This window comes from Bradyrhizobium sp. 190, assembly GCF_023073415.1.
Classification (GTDB): Bacteria; Pseudomonadota; Alphaproteobacteria; order Rhizobiales; family Xanthobacteraceae; genus Bradyrhizobium.
This window is the reverse complement of sequence record NZ_JADPJL010000047.1, coordinates 139,661-155,629: the sequence shown is the minus strand read 5'-3', so window position 1 is coordinate 155,629 and position 15,969 is coordinate 139,661. Positions and strand designations below refer to the sequence as shown.

The 15,969-nt window shown below is 62.1% G+C and carries 14 protein-coding genes and 1 pseudogene; 4 read left to right on the top strand and 11 right to left on the bottom strand.

The window, feature by feature from the left end; genetic code table 11:
* Positions 1 to 102 precede the first annotated feature (102 nt).
* The 6 genes and pseudogenes from IVB22_RS25075 to IVB22_RS25050 all read right to left on the bottom strand — a co-directional run bounded on the left by IVB22_RS25075 (position 103) and on the right by IVB22_RS25050 (position 6,613).
* A complete protein-coding gene (locus tag IVB22_RS25075; protein WP_247519922.1) occupies positions 103 to 1,746 on the bottom strand; it encodes a GMC family oxidoreductase in 1,644 nt (547 codons plus the stop codon).
* A 24-nt stretch (positions 1,747 to 1,770) separates the two neighbouring features.
* Positions 1,771 to 2,364: a GNAT family N-acetyltransferase gene (locus IVB22_RS25070; protein ID WP_247519921.1), complete on the bottom strand. Its 594-nt coding sequence runs from the start codon at positions 2,362 to 2,364 to the stop codon at positions 1,771 to 1,773.
* Positions 2,365 to 2,527: 163 nt separating this feature from the next.
* Positions 2,528 to 3,454, bottom strand: coding sequence for an SMP-30/gluconolactonase/LRE family protein (locus tag IVB22_RS25065; RefSeq protein ID WP_247519920.1), 927 nt, complete (start codon positions 3,452 to 3,454; stop codon positions 2,528 to 2,530).
* Between the two features lie 150 nt (positions 3,455 to 3,604).
* On the bottom strand, positions 3,605 to 4,441 hold the full coding sequence (locus IVB22_RS25060) for an AraC family transcriptional regulator (RefSeq protein WP_247519919.1): 837 nt from the start codon (positions 4,439 to 4,441) through the stop codon (positions 3,605 to 3,607).
* Between the two features lie 131 nt (positions 4,442 to 4,572).
* Positions 4,573 to 5,793, bottom strand: a pseudogene (locus IVB22_RS25055) (adenylate/guanylate cyclase domain-containing protein); the annotation flags it as partial.
* Between the two features lie 190 nt (positions 5,794 to 5,983).
* Entirely contained in the window at positions 5,984 to 6,613 is a 630-nt protein-coding gene (locus tag IVB22_RS25050) for a PAS domain S-box protein (RefSeq protein ID WP_247519918.1), read from the bottom strand.
* A gap of 215 nt (positions 6,614 to 6,828) precedes the next feature.
* Between IVB22_RS25050 and IVB22_RS25045 the strand changes: the two genes are divergently transcribed.
* Positions 6,829 to 7,935 carry a mandelate racemase/muconate lactonizing enzyme family protein gene (locus tag IVB22_RS25045; protein ID WP_247519917.1) on the top strand — a complete coding sequence of 369 codons (1,107 nt, stop codon included), beginning with the start codon at positions 6,829 to 6,831 and terminating at the stop codon, positions 7,933 to 7,935.
* A 16-nt stretch (positions 7,936 to 7,951) separates the two neighbouring features.
* Here IVB22_RS25045 and IVB22_RS25040 read toward each other — a convergent pair whose 3' ends face one another.
* Positions 7,952 to 8,311, bottom strand: coding sequence for a hypothetical protein (locus IVB22_RS25040; RefSeq protein WP_247519916.1), 360 nt, complete (start codon positions 8,309 to 8,311; stop codon positions 7,952 to 7,954).
* Between the two features lie 197 nt (positions 8,312 to 8,508).
* Between IVB22_RS25040 and IVB22_RS25035 the strand changes: the two genes are divergently transcribed.
* Complete coding sequence (locus IVB22_RS25035) at positions 8,509 to 8,742, top strand: hypothetical protein (protein ID WP_214492240.1); 234 nt, start codon at positions 8,509 to 8,511, stop codon at positions 8,740 to 8,742.
* Positions 8,743 to 8,968: 226 nt separating this feature from the next.
* Here IVB22_RS25035 and IVB22_RS25030 read toward each other — a convergent pair whose 3' ends face one another.
* Both IVB22_RS25030 and IVB22_RS25025 read right to left on the bottom strand, forming a co-directional pair.
* Positions 8,969 to 9,403, bottom strand: coding sequence for a cupin domain-containing protein (locus tag IVB22_RS25030; RefSeq protein WP_247519915.1), 435 nt, complete (start codon positions 9,401 to 9,403; stop codon positions 8,969 to 8,971).
* Between the two features lie 304 nt (positions 9,404 to 9,707).
* A complete protein-coding gene (locus IVB22_RS25025) occupies positions 9,708 to 10,361 on the bottom strand; it encodes a glutathione S-transferase family protein (protein ID WP_247519914.1) in 654 nt (217 codons plus the stop codon).
* Positions 10,362 to 10,537: 176 nt separating this feature from the next.
* Between IVB22_RS25025 and IVB22_RS25020 the strand changes: the two genes are divergently transcribed.
* Together IVB22_RS25020 and IVB22_RS25015 are read left to right on the top strand one after the other, a co-directional pair.
* Positions 10,538 to 11,761 (top strand): polyhydroxyalkanoate depolymerase, encoded by a 1,224-nt coding sequence (locus tag IVB22_RS25020; protein ID WP_247519913.1) that lies wholly within the window; start codon positions 10,538 to 10,540, stop codon positions 11,759 to 11,761.
* A gap of 211 nt (positions 11,762 to 11,972) precedes the next feature.
* Positions 11,973 to 12,767: a substrate-binding domain-containing protein gene (locus IVB22_RS25015; RefSeq protein ID WP_247519912.1), complete on the top strand. Its 795-nt coding sequence runs from the start codon at positions 11,973 to 11,975 to the stop codon at positions 12,765 to 12,767.
* Positions 12,768 to 12,827: 60 nt separating this feature from the next.
* Here the strand turns inward: IVB22_RS25015 and IVB22_RS25010 are convergent, their stop codons facing one another.
* On the bottom strand, positions 12,828 to 14,564 hold the full coding sequence (locus IVB22_RS25010; RefSeq protein WP_247519911.1) for a bifunctional protein-serine/threonine kinase/phosphatase: 1,737 nt from the start codon (positions 14,562 to 14,564) through the stop codon (positions 12,828 to 12,830).
* A gap of 61 nt (positions 14,565 to 14,625) precedes the next feature.
* On the bottom strand, positions 14,626 to 15,468 hold the full coding sequence (locus IVB22_RS25005) for a formate/nitrite transporter family protein (protein WP_247519910.1): 843 nt from the start codon (positions 15,466 to 15,468) through the stop codon (positions 14,626 to 14,628).
* Positions 15,469 to 15,969 lie beyond the last annotated feature (501 nt).

The following is a 15,969-nucleotide window of genomic DNA, read 5'->3' as shown; positions in this document are numbered from 1 at the left end:
CGACGTAAGCGCACCATAGAGGGCCGGCTGTTGAGAGGCGATTCAAATTTGAGTGCACAGTGCCGCGCTGCTGTCGTATCTAGTGCCTGATTTCATCACGGCCTAGGCCGGCACCGGAAACCTCACCGCTTCCAGCGCGGTCTTGCCGCGGATCAGGTCGGAGGCCTTGTCGGCGATCATCAGCGTCGAGGCGTTGAGATTGGCCGAGATCATCCGCGGCATGATCGAGGCGTCGACCACGCGCAACCCCTGCAATCCGTGCACACGCAACTGGTCGTCGACCACGGCCCATTTGGCATCCGCCGGTCCCATGCGGCATGTGCAGCCGGGATGGAACGTGGTGGTGCCACGCTCGGTGGCGGCGGCCAAAAATTCGTCGTCGCTCTGCACCTTCGGTCCCGGGAAATCCTCATAGGCGTAATAGGGCGCGAGCGGCGCTGATGACAGCAGCCGGCGCGCCAGCTTCATGCCGGCGACGACGACGCGGCGATCGATCTCCTCGACCAGATAATTGGTCTGGATGATCGGCGGCGCGAACGGATCGGCGGAGCGGATGCGGACATAGCCGCGGCTCTCGGGACGCTGCTGCCATGAGGCAACCGTCATGCCGGGCTCGTCTTCGAGCTGGCCTTGCACGCCTTCCTTGTAGCTTGCCGGCGTGAAGGTGAGCTGCAGGTCGGAGCTTTCCGTGGTCTCGCCCGAGTGCCAGAAGCAATAGACCATGGTCGGCGACAACGAGAGCAGGCCGCGCCGCGTCGTCGCCCATTTCAGCGCCTCGACCCACAGGCTCACGCCCCGCCGCAGTTCATTGATGGTCCTGATGTTCTTGACGCGCGCGACCGAACGCGGCGCATAATGATCCTGCAGGCCCTCGCCGACGCCCGGCAGCGCGTGACGGACCTCGATGCCGTGCGATTGCAGCAATTCCGGCGAGCCGACGCCGGACAATTGCAATACCTGCGGCGAATTGTAAGTGCCGCCGGATAGAATGACTTCCTTGTTGGCGCGCACCTCGACGGGGGTGCCGCCCTTGCCGCCTTTGAGGTAGCGCACGCCGACCGCGCGCTTGCCCTCGAAGATGATGTTGGTGACATGCGCGTGCGTGCGCACGTCGACATTCCCTCGTTTGCGCGCCGGATGCAGGAACGCCTTGGCCGCGCTCATGCGCAGGCCCTTCTCGATGGTGCGCTGGCAGTAGGACACGCCTTCCTGTATCGCGCCGTTGTAATCGGGGTTGCGCGGAATGCCGAGGCTCATGGCGCCTTCCATGAAGGCCTCGCACAGCGGATCGTTCCAATCCATGGTGGTGACGGTGAGACTGCCATCGCGGCCGCGATAGGTTTCGTCGCCTTCGCCGACCCGCCGCTCCAGCCGCTTGAAATAGGGCAGTATGTCCGGATAGCCCCAGCCGCGATTGCCGAGCTGCGCCCAGGTGTCGAAATCCTGGCGCTGGCCGCGGTTGTAGATATGGCCGTTGATCGAGGACGATCCGCCCAGCGTCTTGCCGCGCGGCGCATAGATGCTGCGGCCGCCGGTCCATGGGCCCGGCTCCTGCTGATAGCCCCAGTTGACGCTCTTCATGTGGAACGTCTTGATGAAGCCGGCCGGCAGATGAATGTACGGGTGCCAGTCCGTCGGCCCCGCTTCCAGCACGCAGATGCGGGTGGCTGAATCTTCGCTGAGCCGGTTGGCGAGCACGCTGCCTGCGGAGCCCGCGCCGATAATCACGTAATCGAACGTTTCCATCGTATCGTTTCTAGCGCGGCCTGTTCACCGCGTCTTCTCGTTGAGTTGATAGGTGAGATGCGCCTTCACCGTCGGCCATTCGCTGGCGATGATGCTGTAAACCACGGTGTCGCGCAACGTACCGTTCGGCGCGATCTGGTGGCTTCTCAGGATACCGTCCTGCTTGGCGCCCAGACGCTCGATGCCTCGGCGGCTCTGGTGATTGAAGAAATGCGTGCGGAACTCGACCGCAATGCAATCGAGTTTCTCGAACGCGTGCGTCAGCAGCAGCAATTTGCACTGCGTATTGAGCGCGCTGCGCTGCACACGCTTGGCGTACCAGGTCGAACCGATCTCGACGCGGCGGTTGGCGGCATCGACGTTCATATAGGTCGTCATGCCCGCGACCTTGCCTTCGGCGTCGTACACCGTGAACGGCAGCATCAAGCCGGCCGCGAACAGCCCGAGGCGGCGGTCGATTTCCTTTTTCATGTTTTCGGCGGTCGGGATGGCGGTGTACCAGAGCTTCCATAGCTCGCCGTCCTTCACGGCTTCCACGAGTCCGTCAATGTGATCGTGCGACAGCGGCTCAAGGCGCGCATGCGCGCCTTGAAGGGTAACCGGTTCAAGAAAAGCCATTCAATAACTCCGTTCTTACACCGTCATAGCGAGCGAAGTAGGGTGGGCAAAGCGAAGCGTGCCCACCACTCCTGCACGGAGTGTGATGGTGGGCACGGCGCAAATGCACTTTGCCCACCCTACGAACCTCACTTCGTCGCTTCGCTCGCAATGACGGATGCCATCACTTGTTCAAGAAATTCAGCGCCAGCCCCGGCCGCGCCCAGTCCATCGCGATCAGTTCGCCCTTGCCCGACAGCGTGATGTAGGCGGTTTTCAGCTCCGGCCCGCCGAAGGCGATATTGGTGGTGACGCGGTCGCCGGTCGGCACCTGCTCGACCAGCGCGCCGTCGGGCGCGATCACCGAGATGCAGCCCGAGACCAGTGTTGCCACGCAGACATTGCCGCCCGCCTCCACCGCCATCGAGTCGAACATCTGGTAGCCGCCGAGCCCCGCGATCGGCTTGCCGCGTTCGCCGCGATAAATCACGTCGCGCGGCTTGATGGTGCCGGGCTCGGCGATTTCATAGGCCCACAGCCGCGCGGTCGGCGTCTCCGCGATGTAGACCGTCTTCTCGTCCGGCGACAGGCCGATGCCGTTGGCGGGCAGCACGCCGTGCACGGCCTCGACGATCTCCTTCATGCCCGGCTTGAGATAATAGAACGCGCCGACATCCATCTCGCGGGCGCGTCGCTTGCCGAGATCGGAGAACCAGAGCCCGCCGTGCTTGTCGAACACCAGGTCATTCGGCCCGCGAAGGGCGTGCTCGCCGCATCTGTCGACGACGGTCTCGACCTTGCCGCTCTGCAGATCGACCCGCTGGATCGAGCCGCCGAGGTAATCCTCGGCCTGCGGTCCCGGCATGATCATCTTGCCGGTGGGAATCCAGCTAAAGCCGCCATTGTTGCAGATGTACATCTTGCCGTCAGGACCAAGCGCCGCGCCATTGGGGCCGCCGGGAATCTGCGCGACCACCTCTTTCCGTCCATCGGGATAAACCCGCGTCAGCCGCTTGCCCCGGATTTCGACCAGCACCACCGAGCCGTCGGGCATGACCACCGGGCCTTCCGGAAACTCCAGATCGGTGGCGAGAACGCGAATATCGGCCATGAAAATCCTCCCGGCTCTTTTCGGCTGCAGGCGGATTTCAGGCTCGACCCCGCACGCGCAACATTTCGTTGCGGATGTTATGGCAAAGTCGATATCGCTTGCCAAGCAACCACGGGCGATTGTGTGGCGCAGGGCAGCATTGCGGTGATGCTATTCCCGCACCGGCACCCAGATCTCCAGCCCGCCATTGCCGGTGGCCGGATCGAACTTTTCGTCGTACCGCTCAAAACTCGGCGCGTCGGCGGCCTTCATCCCAGAGATCGGCAGCCAGTGATTCCAGATCGTGTTGACGGTGCGGCGAATGGTCGAGATGTGCTCGGCATGGGTGAAGACCGCGTATTTCTGCTCGGGTATCCGCACGCGCGCGAATTCGCGCGGCAGGTCGGAGAAGTCCGCGACCTCGACGCCGGCGATGTAATCGAAATTGCCGGAATCGTCGCCATTGCAGCAGACGCCGTAGGCGACCTTGCCCACGCGGTCCGGAATTTCGTCGACCTTTTGGTGGAACCGCTGCCATTGATTGGGAATGCCGGCGCCGCCGTTTTCATGCGTGCAGCGCTCGCCGATGCCGGCGACGAGCAACGGTTTTGAGGTTTCGAAACGCGGGGGCTTGAGGTTTTCGAGCAGGGTTGAATCCATGACGATGGGCTCCTGAAGCTTGAGACGATCGAGGCACGCTCCGGCGCGAACAGACTCCGGCGTCATGCCGAAGTGGTCGCGGAACGCGCGGGTGAAAGCTTCGTGAGAGCTGTAGTCCGCATCCAGCGCGAGGCTGAGGATATCGGGCGCGCCGGCCGCGAGCGCCTGCGCCGCCTTGCTGAGCCGGCGGGCACGCACGTAGCGCATGACCGAAAACCCGGTGGCCGCGGCAAACGCCCGCACCAGATGGAAGCGCGAGACGCCGGCAACACCAGCGACGTCGTCGAGCGTCAAAGGCTCGGCGAGATGGCTTTCGATGTACCAGAGCGCTTTCTGGGCCGGATTCATGACTGACAGCTTTCGTGCGAAGCACCGCATCATGAACGGTTGCTTCGCGCTTCATTTGACCGTCCTTGCTCTCGTACTCGCGGCTTGATGGAAATGGAACCTGTTTCGAAGAGCGACCCGTTCCGCGCGACCTAGCCGCTATGCTCGAGCAATCCGAGCGCACGGCGCAGCGTGTCCGCCGCCGCCTTGCGCTCGTCGTCGGACATTCGATCCGCGTCGAGTTCGAGCCGCAAATGCGTCGTGCCGGCCTGTTCCGCGGCCGGCTTCAAGCCAATCACGCCATAAGTCGCAACCGGCTGCGCGATTCCCTTGACCTGCACGTGGCCGCGCTCCTCGCACAGCATGTCGTCCTTCACGTGCGCGTGGGTCTCGAACGAGATCAGCACGCCGCCGGGCGGCGCCTCATGCTCAAGCCGTGACGCGAGGTTCACCGTGCCGCCGACCATCGTGTAATCCATCCGGTCGTCGCTGCCGAAATTACCCACGGTGCAATATCCGGTGTGAATACCGATCCGACAGCGAAGCGGCACTTCAATGCCACTGTCGCGCCAGACCTCAGCCAGCTCTCCGACGCGCTTTTGCATGGCAACCGCCATTTGGACGCAGGCGAGCGCATCCTCCTTCACGCCCAGCGTTGTCGGATCGCCAAAGAACATGACGATGGCGTCGCCGACGTATTTGTCGATCGTGGCGCCGTATTGCAGCGCGATCTTCGACATTTCGGTGAGATAGTGATTGAGAAGCTGCGTGAGGTCTTCGGATTCCATCTTGTCCGTGATCTCGGTGAAGCCGACCAGGTCGGAGAAGCACACGCTGAGCTTCTTGCGTTTACTGACGATCTTGACGTCTTGCTGACCGGTGAAGATCGAGTCGTAGACCTGGGGTGCCAGATATTTGGCGAGTTTCGATGATAGCGCCGCGAGCGTGTTGGACTTCTCGGTCAAGTCCTGCTCACGCTACTTGAGTTCCGTGATGTCGGAATAGACCGCAACCGTGCCGCCATCTTCGGTACGGCGCTCGCTGACCATGATCCACCGGCCGTTGTTGCGGCGTTGCACCTGCGGCTCGCCCGGGTTGCGATGCTGGCGCAAACGCTCCGCTATCCACTCCTCAACGCGGCCTATTGCATCCGTGACATAGCCGCGCTCCGCGGCGTTCCGGATGATGCTTTCGAACGTCTTCCCCGCAGTCAATGCGATCTCCATGTCTGGGTAAAGCAAGTCGCGGTAGCATGAGTTGCAGATGACCAGCCGGTCCTCCCCGTCGTAGCAAACGAAACCTTCCGAGATGCTTTCAATCGCTTCGGCTAACCGGCGCTCGCTGCGCAGCCGCGCCTGTTCCGCTCGACGCAGCGGCGTTATGTCGTAAAGCCAGAACAGCCGTTTGCCCCCGGATACGGCGACGTGGCCGCCGTGGTAGGCGACTTGCACGTAAGAAATCAGCAGGTGGAGCAGCTCGCCCCGCTTGCTCTTCCAGATCACTTCTTCGTTCAGCAATTGACCACCGTGCGTCCGTAACTGCTCGATGATGCGCGTCCGATGATCAAGGTCGTGCCCAGAACAGCCTGGTGTCGAACAGATCAAGCTCTTCCTTCTCATAGCCCAGCAGGTCGCGCATGCGCCTGTTGTGGAAGAGGATACGCCCTTCGTCGTCGACGACGCATACTGCGGCCGGGCAAAAGTCCAGGATTTCGCGGAGCTGACGCTCCTGCTCGACGACCCGGAGCTCGTGACGGGTCAGCGCCGTAACGTCGTAGACCCACAGCACCCGCTTGCCGCCAACGAAGCTGATGTGGCCACCACGATAGGCCACTTGCGCATAGGTCAGCAGCAGATCCAGGAATTGACCGCTCTTGGTGCGCCAAACCACCTTCTCGTTCAGAAGTTGCCCGCCGCGGTCGCGCAGCGACGCGATGATCTGGGAACGCTGCTCGAGATCGTGCCAGAACTTGCGGGTGTCGATGCCGGCAAGTTCGTCTTTATCGTAACCAAGCAGGTCGCGCAGCCGCGCATTGTGAAACAGCAGCCGGCCATCCTCGTCCACGACCAGCAACGCCGCCGGACTAAACTCCAGGATTTCACGAAACTGGCGCTCGTGCTCGGCGGCCTCGGTGCCGGACAGCCGGCTCCCATCGGTCGCAGTCGATCTGTTCGCTGTCGCGTCAGAGGCCATGCGGTTTTCAGCCGGGCTGTTCTGGCAAACTCTAGCATCGCAGCGCTTGGAATTCGAGGCCCGCATACGGCAAACATCGACACGTCCGACGCGCAGGGCTGACGGGACACTCGCATACGTGACTGGCAATGACGCAATTAAGCGCATCCCGTTCTATCCGGGTGCGCCTTTCTTGCTATGATCGGCCCGCCCTGTCGGGCGCTTTGGGGGTAACCATGCTGATCACCAATGTTCGGGCGCACCACATCCGCATCCCCTATGACGCGGGGGTGGCGAGCTTCAAGCAAGGCGCTTCCGCAATATCCGCGCTGGAGATCGTCATGATCGAGGTCTCCACCGATGCCGGCATCACCGGCTGGGGCGATGCGTTTGCGTATGTTTGCCCACGGACGACATACACCGCCATCGAGGAGATGATCGCGCCGCAGGCGCAGGGCCTCGAGGTCCCCGACGCGGCTGATATTCCCGCCTTCATGGAACAGATCCAGCGCAACCTGCATCTGTTCGGCCGCTATGGCATCACGATGTTTGCGATATCGGCGCTCGATATCGCGCTGTGGGACCTTGCCGCCAAAGCGAAGGGCGTGCCGTTGCATCGGCTGATCGGCGCGGCGAAACGCACGCGGATTCCCGCCTATGCAAGCCTGCTGCGGATCGGCAAACCCGAATTGATCGCAAGCGAATGCGAGACCGCGCTGCGGCGAGGTTACAAGGCGATCAAATTGCATGAGACCACAACGCCTGCGGTATTTGCTGCGCGCCAGGCGATCGGCGCCGGCATTCCGCTGATGGTCGACATGAACTGTCCACTGAATGGCGAGGCCGCGATCGCGTTCGCGCATTCCTGCCGCAACGCTGCGCCGATGTTCATCGAGGAGCCGGTCTGGCCGCCGGAAGATTTTGCAACGCTCGCCGAAGTGCGAGCCAAAGGCGGGCTCAACATTGCGGCCGGCGAGAACGCCTGCACGGTTCATCAATTCAGACAGATGATGAGTGCGGGCGCGGTAAGCCATGCACAACCCTCCGTCATCAAGGTCGGCGGCATCACTGAATATCTGAAGGTCGCAGCCCTAGCCGACGAACTCGGCGTCAGGCTCGCGCCGCATTCGCCGTACTTCGGGCCGGGCTTTCTGGCGACGCTGCAGTTGATGTCGCTGCGCGACGATGCCACTTTCGTCGAGGTGTTCTATATGAAGCGCGCCGCATGCCTGTGGCGCGGCCGCATCGACGTCGATGCCAATGGTGACGTCGAGGTCCCGCAGGGACCCGGACTTGGGCTTGAACCGGACAAGGCCGTGATGGAGCAATACCGCGTGTCGTAACCCGCGCGGACCGCCGCTACTTCGTGCCGTCCTTTGCCGGTGCGGCATCCTTCGCCGGAGGCGTGGCGGCCTTCTTCGCGTCTTCCGCCAACTTGTTCTGCGCCGCCTGCTCGCTCACGACCTTCTGCAAGCCAATGACCGCGTTCTTCAGCGCTTCGATCTGCCGGTTGGCGGCATCGATTTTCTGCTGATGGTCGGTAGTCAGCTTGGTGATCGTCTTCTGCAGGAAGTCGACATTGCTCTGCAGGCAAGAGGTGCGGCGCTCCATCGTCTTTTCGACGGTGCAGATCTCTATGCCGGGAACGTCCTGCGCGTGAACGGTCACTGGCAGTGACGCCATCAGCAGCGCGAAGGCGACGAAGGTGATCCTGGTCATCGAAGCAATCATCCACATCCTCGTTCCAAAAGCATCTGACGCACGGGAACGTCTATCACAGCAATTTGCACGAAGCAGACCCCCGACCCCAGTGATACCATACTGATACCTCATTCAGGCGTTGTGCTTCACCCCGTTAACGGTGGGATGCATTTTGCCGCGAACCTCAACCGGCCGCGGCAATGGAGATTGATTGTATGGCAACGCGTGAAAAGCGGCTGGCGCAGTTCGACGGGAACGGGGCTCCGCCGACAGACCAACCGGTGGAAGTTCTTTGCGAGGATCACAGCGGAACCTATCAACTGCCCTTTGCCTGCCGCTGGATCGATGGCCAATGGCGCAATGACAGGACTGGCGGCATGGTCGAGGCCACTGTGGTCGGCTGGCGGTTGCCGCGCGCCCGCCCTGAAAACGTCGCGGACAGAGGCTGACAAGCGGCGCATTGTGCCAGAATGCGACGGGAACGCGCGGGATGTTAACGTTCGGAACGCGGGTGGAACGAACCGCGCCCGAATCACTGATTTAGCGCCGTACTCCGTTGTTCACGGCTAGATGTCGGCCGCCATGCCAGACGGCGTACAACATAGAGCATGGCCACAATCGGCCGCAGCCAGCGGCCCACGACAAGCGTTAATTCCTCGGGAGATGACATGACGGTCACTTCCAGGGAGTTGGCGGCGGCACCTTGTCGATGGCCGGCGGCACGTCCACAGTTCTAAAATCGGCCGGGCTGACGATCTCGAGATACTCCATGTCCTCCGAGTAGTCGTACAGGTAATGCGTGATGCCGGGCCGTTGGTGGACGACGTCGCCGGCCTGTACGAGCGTCGACTTGTCCTCATACATGAACCGCGCCCAGCCCCTGGTCATGATGACGATCTGGAATTCGCATTCGTGCTTGTGCCAGCCGGTGCCCTCCTCAGGCGGCAGATCGGGGTTGGCCTTGACCAGATGGCAGATCACCTGCCCGCCGGTGGCATCGGCGATGCCGAGATCGCGATACAGGAAGAAGTCGCGCAGACCCCCGCCCTTGAATTCGGTATCGCCGGGTTTGACGTGAGAGAATTTGCTGACGACAGCCTGCTTGTTCATTGAAGCCTCCACGGTTCGCGTTGCGAGATCGCGACCCGGCGAAGTGCGTCCAAATTTTCGGCAGCGTCGCATCGTCGCGTTCACGGCTGCATGTTGCTATGCGAAATCCACGCCAGTCGCGCTGCAATGCCGCGATCGCCGGCATCGAGGCCGCGAAGCATTTGGCGGGAGACCGGAATCCGCCTTCAGCGCAGTTGACCCATGGCCGCGGGACAAGCGGCGCGCCAGTCGAAGCTGGCTGCGGCGTGAGCTATCCTGCCCGAAGCTTGAGCCCTTCAATCGGGCAAGGCGGCGCGCGGTCTGCCTAATATTCGACCTCGAGCTCCTCGATGTCGGCGGGCTCCGCCTTGGCGGCTTCGATCCATTCCTGCATCTCGGGCATCGCCATGATGGTACTGGCGTGGGCCGTAAGGCCGGGTTCGAGCTTCACGTCATAGGTCATGAAACGGGTGACGACGGGCGCATACATCGCATCCGCCATGGTGCGCTCGCCGAACAGGAACGGTCCGCCGGATTCCGCAAGGCATTCGCGCCAGATGGTGCAGACCCGGTCGATATCGGCCTGCGCGCGCGACCAGATCTTGAAGCCCGGGAAATGGCCCTTCAGGTTGACCGGCAGCGAGGCGCGCAGCGTGGTGAAGCCCGAATGGATTTCGCCGCAGATCGAGCGGCAATGCGCACGCTGGATACGGTCCGCGGGCAAGAGGCCGGCGTCCGGCATGACCTCGTTGAGGTATTCCGCGATCGCCAGCGTATCCCAGATGGTGGCGCCGTCATGGCGCAGGCACGGCACCAGGATCGACGACGACAGCAGCAGGATTTCGGCCCGCGCCGACGCATCGTCGGGGGCGGTGACGACCTCCTCGAACTCGAGTCCTGAGAATTTCGCCAGCAGCCAGCCGCGCAGCGACCAGGACGAGTAATTCTTGCTGGAGATGGTCAGTGTGGTCTTCGCCATATGGCCTTCCCTCGAACCCCAAAACGCCTCCGCGCAGGCATGGGCAGCCAGCCGCGCCGCCGCCCAATGCCTGTGCGTCGGGCATTTTCGGAGCAAGCCACGTGCCAGTTTTAGAGGCGGCAAGGCCAGCTCTGGCGTCGATATTGCATGGCATCACAAGACGGGGACAGGCGTGAATGATGTCAATGATGTACCAAGCCTATCAGAACCACATGGACCTGACGTCGCCATGGCGGACCGGAGCCGCGGCGGGACTGAAATATCTCAATCTGGTGCCGCAGGGCGTCTCCGACAGGTTATTTAACCGGCTCGCCGCTTCGCTCGAACTGATCTCGCGCTCCTCCCTCACCTATGCGCGGCCTGCCTACGGCATCGACCGGGTACTGGTCGGCAATCAGGAGCTGGAGGTAACCGAGGAGGTCACCTTCGCCACCCCGTTCGGCTCGCTGCTGCATTTCAAGAAGGAGAACGCCCCGGAGCAGCCGCGGCTGTTGCTGGTGGCGCCGATGTCCGGCCATTTCGCCACCCTGTTGCGCGGCACCGTGAAGACGCTGCTGCAGGACCACGACGTCTACATCACCGATTGGCATAACCCGCGCGACATTCCGCTTCATGCCGGCCGCTTCGGCCTGGAGGATTACACCGATCATTTGATCACCTTCCTCGACAAGATCGGTCCGCGCGCGCACATGGTGGCGATCTGCCAGCCGTCGGTCTCGGCGCTGGCCGCCGCTGCCGTCATGTCGGAAGACAATCATCCCGCCCGCCCGGCGACGCTGACCCTGATGGCCGGGCCGATCGACACGCGGATCCAGCCGACCAGGGTCAACGGATTCGCCAAGAGCAAGCCGATCAACTGGTTCGAAAAAAACCTGATCAATTACGTGCCGGTGCAGTGCAAGGGCGCTTTCCGCAAGGTCTATCCCGGCTTCGTGCAGCTCACCGCCTTCGTATCGATGAATCTCGAACGCCACATCAAGCAGCACATCGAGCTCGCCAATCATCTGGCCAAGGGCGAGAAGGAGAAGGCGGAAATCATCAAGAGCTTCTACGACGAATATTTTGCCGTGATGGACCTGCCTGCGGAATTCTACATCGAGACCGTGCGCGACGTGTTTCAGGAGCATCTGTTGCCGCAAGGCAGACTGATGCATCGCGGCCGGCCGGTGAACCCGGCTTCGATCAGGCGCATGGGCCTGATGACGGTGGAAGGCGAGAAGGACGACATCTGCTCGATCGGCCAGACGCTGGCTGCGCAAGACCTCTGCACCGGCGTGCGCGCCTATCGCAAGGTACACCACATGCAGGCCGGCGTCGGCCATTACGGCGTGTTTTCGGGAAAGCGCTGGAACAACGAGATCTATCCGCTGCTGCGGGATTTCGTGCACGTGAATTCGTGAAGGTTTCGTTGCCTCATGCGCGATGCCGTAGGGTGGGCAAAGCGTAGCGTGCCCACCATGCATCAGCGATCGGGACTGAAATGGTGGGCACGTCGCTTCGCTCCTTTGCCCGCCCTACGCACTGCCGACGCGCGGCTCTAGCCGACTTCCCGCTCACGCTGTAAAACCTGCCCAAGGCCGACCGCTCAAGAGTCGTCCGGGAGGAATCATCATGCGGCTTTCGATCCATCTTCGCGCCTTCGCGCTCGCCATTCCTAGCGTCATCCTGCTTTCGGTCACGGCCGGCGCCGCCGAGGTGCGGGTGATGATTTCGGGCGGGCTGGCGGCCGCCTACAAGGCGCTGGTGCCGGAATTCGAGCGCTCTACGGGCCACAAGGTGCTGACCGCCCATGGTCCCTCGATGGGCACGACGACCAATGCCATTCCGGTGCGACTGGAGCGCGGCGAGCCTGCTGATGTCCTGATCATGGTCGGCTATGCACTCGAGGATCTCGCCAAGAAAGGCAAGGTGGCCGCCGGCAGCAGCGTCGATCTCGTCAAATCGCCGATCGGCGTTGCGGTGAAGTCAGGCATGCCGAAGCCGGACATCTCGACGCCCGATGCACTCAAGCGCGCCCTGCTGGCGGTGAAGACCGTCGCCTATTCGGACAGTGCCAGCGGCGTCTATGTCTCGACCGAGATGTTCGGAAAGCTCGGCATTGCCGACGAAATGAAGGACAAAGCCAGGAAGATTCCCGCCACGCCCGTCGGTGAAATCGTCGCACGCGGCGACGCCGAGATCGGCTTTCAGCAGATGAGCGAATTGAAACCCGTCGAAGGCATCGACATCATCGGCCCGCTGCCGGACGAGTTGCAGAAGATCACAATATTCTCCGCCGGGATCGCCAGCGTCTCGAAAGAGCCGGATGCCGGAAAGGCGCTGATCAAGTTCCTCGCCTCCCCCGCTGCGCGCGCCGAAATCGTCAAGAGTGGCATGGACCCGATTGCGGGAACTACGACGAACTAGTCAACGCTGCGTTCCCCGGATGCAGCGCTTTGCGCTGCACCGCGTCCGGGACACGAGCCGTCACCGATGCATCCCGTGCTGCATGGCAAGCAGCACGATCACGGCGAGCGCCAGCACGACAGTCGTGCTTTTCCAGAACAGCAGCGGGTTGCGCTCGATCAGCGGCGTCGATGACGTCGAGAGATAGTTCGCATTGGGATGACGCAGGTCGAACAGGAATTCCGAGAAGCTGTCATAGCGCTTGTAGGGATTGGGATGGACCGCCTTCTCGAGCGTGCCGTCGATCCATTGCGGCACGTCGCGGTCGCCATGCGACGCCGGGCGGTAGACCAGCCTGTTGAACTGCGATCGCGTCCGCGCATTCGCGATCTGCGAGCCGTAGGGCAGTTTTCCCGTCAGCATCTGGTAGGTGATGACGCCGAGCGAAAACAGGTCGGAGCGGGACGTCGGCGGCTCGCCAAGAAAGTATTCTGGTGCAGTGTATTGCTGAGTACCCAAAATGTCGTTGCGGTTGCCGGAGGGCTCGGCCTCGATGACGCCGGTGATCCTGGTCGAACCGAAATCGATGATCTTCACCGTGCCCGTGGCATCGATCATGATGTTGTCGGGCCTGATGTCCTGATGCAGCATCTCCTTGCGGTGGAAGGCGCGCAGCCCCTTGGCGATCTGCTCGACGATGCCGCGCACGGTTTCCAGGTTGGGTTTTGGATTGTCGATCATCCATTGCGTCAGCGTCTGCCCGTCGATGTATTCGGTCGTGACGTACAGGAAATTGCGCTTTCGCTGCAGCAGGCAGGGTTTCAGCACATGCGGGCTGTCAATCCGCCGTGCCACCCACTCCTCCATCATGAAGCGCTTGAGATAAGCCGGATCGTCGCGCAGATCGATCGACGGAATCTTGATGGTGACCACGGCGTCGGTTTCGATATCGACGGCGAGATAGATGTGACTGCGGCTGGAGCCGTGCAACTCCCGGACGATTCGATAACCATCGAACACCGCCCGCGCCTCCAGCAGCGGCGGCAGCGGCAGTTCATGCGACTGCGCGAACACTTCGGCGGCGGCGCCGTCGGGCACTTCGTCGACACGGACGATCTGGACGGTGAGATTGTCCTTGCTGCCAGCGTCAAAAGCCTGGTCGACAATCCCCTTCGCGGCCGCGTCGAGATCGGCGCCGCCTTCGTTCACCGCCTTTGCAATGCGACGGGCGCTAAGATGCTCGTAGATGCCGTCGGTCGCGAGCACAAAGACGTCGCCCGGCTCGAGCCGCAGCATCTGGTAGTCGATCTCGACTTGCGGATTTACGCCGAGCGCCCGGCCGAGATAGCTCTGCTGGGAGGAGATGACGACGCGGTGGTCGTTAGTTAGCTGCTCCAGCGTGTTGCCGGAGAGACGATAGATGCGGGAATCGCCGATGTGAAAAAGATGCGCCGTGGTCGACTTGATGACGATGGCGGAAAGCGTACAGACGTAACCGCGGTCCTTGTCATAGGCATACTGGCTGCGCGTCTGCGAATGCAGCCAGGAATTGGTTGCCTCCAGCACGCGCTGCGCCGAGGTGCGCACCGACCAGGATTCCGAGGTGCAGTAATAGTCAGTCAAAAACCCCTTGACCGCCGATTCCGCCGCGACCCGGCTCACCTTGCTCGTGCTGATGCCGTCGGCCAGCACGATGGAAATGCCCTTGAGGCTAAGCAGCGGCTCGTCCGGAATCAGGACGCCATGGAAATCCTGGTTGGTTTCCTTAGCTCCCTTATCGGAAAATTGTCCTACCGATATTTTCAGCTCGCGCGGCATTCCCGGCTTTCACGCAATGGGTCTCTCCCAGCAAGGAGAGAGACCCATCCGCATCGCGAGATCAAGCCGCCAGGCGCGAGGAAGCCGGCTGCCGCGAGGCATCGCGCTTCGGCGCCGTTTTGATATGCGTCGCGTACAGCGTCAGCCCGGTGAAGGCGAGGCCGCCGACGAGGTTGCCGATCACGGTCGGGATCTCGTTCCAGATCAGGTAGTCCATGATCGTGAACTTGGCGCCGAGCAACAGGCCCGACGGGAACAGGAACATGTTCACGATCGAATGCTCGAAGGTCATGAAGAAGAACAGCATGATCGGCATCCACATCGCGATCACCTTGCCGCTGACGGTGGTGGAGATCATCGCACCGACGACGCCGGCCGAGACCATCCAGTTACACAGCACGCCGCGAATGAACAGCGTGAGCATGCCGGACGCGCCGTGCGCCGCATAGCCGACCGTGCGGCCTTCGCCGATGTGGCCGATCACCGTGCCGACCTTGTCCGGCGGCTGCGAGAAGCCGAAGGTGAAGACGATCGCCATCATCACCGCCACCGTGAAGGCGCCGAGGAAGTTGCCGACAAAGACGAGTCCCCAGTTGCGCAGCACGCCGCCGAGCGTCACGCCCGGGCGCTTGTCGATCAGCGCCAGCGGCGCCAGCACGAACACGCCGGTGAGCAGGTCGAAGCCGAGTAGATAGAGCATGCAGAAGCCAACCGGAAACAGCGCGGCCCCAACGATCGGCACACCGGTCTGCACGTTGACGGTCACCGCAAACGCGGCGGCAAGCGAGAGGATCGCACCGGCCATGTAGGCGCGGATGACCGTATCGCGCGTCGACATGAAGATTTTGGATTCTCCGGCGTCGACCATCTTGGTCACGAATTCCGAAGGCGCGAGATAGGCCATTCCTGTTCCCCTTTTCCAGACAACGTTAAAGCGCGCCGGATGCTGCGCAGCCGTGCACCGATTATGTGAAAATCTTGCCGTCCTCGTGCGCGACGAATCCCGCGCCGTCTTTGGACGGCACAGAACGACGCACGTCACGCCCGATCAGGAACTGAGGATGCGCGAGCTATCGTGAAGTGGTCCCGAAGACTGCTCGAAGCGCCTCACGCGAGGCCGCTTGATCCCTGTGCCTTCGCCAACGCTGGCTTTGGCAATCCGTAGGACGGCAGTCGTCATTGACTGAGACAGGATTAAGCAATCGATGTGCCAACCCCGATTTTCGGGGATTGGCTCGAAATATCTCGTGATTTTACGGATTTAATCCACTTTTGCGCACATCAAGGCAGGGCTGGGATGCCTTGTATTTGTGCAGCTGCACAGATGTTGGCGCCTGCCCGCGCGGGTCGCCACAAATCGTCATTCCGGCGCGATGCGAAGCATCAAGCCCGGAATCCAATCCGC

Excerpts from the sequence above, each read along its gene's own strand:
- IVB22_RS25075 (WP_247519922.1), bottom strand. The coding sequence starts at position 1,746 with ATGGAAACGTTCGATTACGTGATTATCGGCGCGGGCTCCGCAGGCAGC.
- IVB22_RS25070 (WP_247519921.1), bottom strand. The coding sequence starts at position 2,364 with ATGGCTTTTCTTGAACCGGTTACCCTTCAAGGCGCGCATGCGCGCCTT.
- IVB22_RS25065 (WP_247519920.1), bottom strand. The coding sequence starts at position 3,454 with ATGGCCGATATTCGCGTTCTCGCCACCGATCTGGAGTTTCCGGAAGGC.
- IVB22_RS25060 (WP_247519919.1), bottom strand. The coding sequence starts at position 4,441 with ATGAATCCGGCCCAGAAAGCGCTCTGGTACATCGAAAGCCATCTCGCC.
- IVB22_RS25050 (WP_247519918.1), bottom strand. The coding sequence starts at position 6,613 with ATGGCCTCTGACGCGACAGCGAACAGATCGACTGCGACCGATGGGAGC.
- IVB22_RS25045 (WP_247519917.1), top strand. The coding sequence starts at position 6,829 with ATGCTGATCACCAATGTTCGGGCGCACCACATCCGCATCCCCTATGAC.
- IVB22_RS25040 (WP_247519916.1), bottom strand. The coding sequence starts at position 8,311 with ATGACCAGGATCACCTTCGTCGCCTTCGCGCTGCTGATGGCGTCACTG.
- IVB22_RS25035 (WP_214492240.1), top strand. The coding sequence starts at position 8,509 with ATGGCAACGCGTGAAAAGCGGCTGGCGCAGTTCGACGGGAACGGGGCT.
- IVB22_RS25030 (WP_247519915.1), bottom strand. The coding sequence starts at position 9,403 with ATGAACAAGCAGGCTGTCGTCAGCAAATTCTCTCACGTCAAACCCGGC.
- IVB22_RS25025 (WP_247519914.1), bottom strand. The coding sequence starts at position 10,361 with ATGGCGAAGACCACACTGACCATCTCCAGCAAGAATTACTCGTCCTGG.
- IVB22_RS25020 (WP_247519913.1), top strand. The coding sequence starts at position 10,538 with ATGATGTCAATGATGTACCAAGCCTATCAGAACCACATGGACCTGACG.
- IVB22_RS25015 (WP_247519912.1), top strand. The coding sequence starts at position 11,973 with ATGCGGCTTTCGATCCATCTTCGCGCCTTCGCGCTCGCCATTCCTAGC.
- IVB22_RS25010 (WP_247519911.1), bottom strand. The coding sequence starts at position 14,564 with ATGCCGCGCGAGCTGAAAATATCGGTAGGACAATTTTCCGATAAGGGA.
- IVB22_RS25005 (WP_247519910.1), bottom strand. The coding sequence starts at position 15,468 with ATGGCCTATCTCGCGCCTTCGGAATTCGTGACCAAGATGGTCGACGCC.